The organism is Algoriphagus litoralis (assembly GCF_003259255.1).
GTDB classification, from domain to species: Bacteria; Bacteroidota; Bacteroidia; order Cytophagales; family Cyclobacteriaceae; genus Algoriphagus; species Algoriphagus litoralis.
Genome location: NZ_QGOL01000055.1, coordinates 1 through 1,586, shown reverse-complemented (window position 1 = coordinate 1,586; position 1,586 = coordinate 1). Strand labels below are relative to the sequence as shown.

The following is a 1,586-nucleotide window of genomic DNA, read 5'->3' as shown; positions in this document are numbered from 1 at the left end:
CCTGCCTTTGCAGGCCATAGCCGTCAGGTTAAGGTTGTAAGTATCTCATTTAAGGCTAGTTTTCCTTTTTTCTTTTCGAGGTATAAAATTTTAGGAGCAAACTCTTTGAGTTGATCAAGTAAGGTTATCAACTCTTTATGGCTTTTCAAAGCATTGATTAGATGATTTGATATGTTTTGGATCAGCCTGAAGTATTTCCAAACACTGCATAACACATTGTTCTTTTGTAATGTCTGGTTTTGTAACCAATTGAATATGTTAAGGTTAAGGATAATCCAGATCAGTTTTCCATAAAGCTGGCAATCAAACCGATGGATTTTTTTGGTGTTAAACTCGTCAATGGTAACCAGTGATTTCCAGGTTTTGAAGATCAGCTCGATTTGCCAGCGTAAGGAATATACTTTCCTGATGTCTTTTCCTTTCAGAATCTCAGCGGGAACATTGGTAACCATAATATTCAACTTTGCCCTTGCCTTAAACTTATCCGAAACCTTGTTTCCCACAGATTTTGCCTGTTTTGAGGTTTTTCGGAGTCTTTTCTCATAGGTCGCCTCATCGGCAAGCGAAACCACAAGGCGCACAGGAATCCTTTCTTTTTTCCCCAGAAAAACAGGTACTTCCAGGTATTCTAACTTATCTTTTTTGAGCTTTTTAAGATAGGAATTGATCTCCACTGGATCTTTTGAGTCCCGTTCTGAATACATATTCACCTGTGGTGTCAACCGATTGACAAAGTATGCTTTGGCCGAGTGAATCGTGGATAGAAACGTCAGGGTACAATAGCCCATGTCTCTGAGAAAAAGATCATTTTCCTGGATATCATGGGTAAAATCGGCTGAGTCAGACTGATCATTCATCACACCGGAGGTTAGCCTGAGATCAAGACTCTGCCCACTGAGAAAATCATATTCATATTGGACACTGATCATCGAAGAGGAGTGATGAAGCGCCCCTCCGTACCCTTTATACTTTGCAGAAAAAGCATCAGGGAGCGCAAATTTGGTGGAATCTTTGATCCGAATCCGGTTGAAATGGGTTTTGAGCGCTTGCTTTTCGCCACTATAGCAGATCTTTTGAGTCAAAAGACAGTCGAGACACTTTTTTAGAAAGTCGACAGCGGGTGAAGTAAACCGGTCATGAAGCGACTGCTTGGTGATGTTAATCCCGAATTCCTGAAAGAGAAAGGAAGCCATATCTAAGAGACTGAAATCTTTCCCCCGTTGATAAGAAAACATAAGACTCAACAGAAAACAGAAACCATCGAGCTTCGACTTCCTGATCGAATAGCCGCTTTCTTTGGCTAATAAATTGATGGATTTGGGGTTGAAATTTAAGAGGAATTTTTCTTTTAAAATTTGGTCTTTTTTACGTATAAACCATTGATTATCTTTCTTTTATACCTCAAAACTCAGTATATTAGGAGAAGAAAAAAGGCGGCGAACCGTGAAATTGACCGCCTTTTTAAACTAAAAAAACATTATACAAATATGAGTAAAAGGAAGAAAGATCCCAATGGGGATCTACGCTTTGTTCATAAATAAACTCACCCACAAGGTTTTAGCTTGCTAAACTGACGGCTATGGCCT

1 protein-coding gene is annotated in these 1,586 nt (G+C 39.4%); it reads right to left on the bottom strand.

Translation table 11 applies throughout. The annotated features are described in order from the left end of the window. Window positions 1–23 precede the first annotated feature (23 nt). The gene (locus DK188_RS21325) at window positions 24–1,355 is read right to left on the bottom strand and encodes an IS4 family transposase (RefSeq protein WP_262512144.1); all 1,332 of its coding nucleotides are present in this window, start codon (window positions 1,353–1,355) and stop codon (window positions 24–26) included. Window positions 1,356–1,586: the final 231 nt, after the last annotated feature.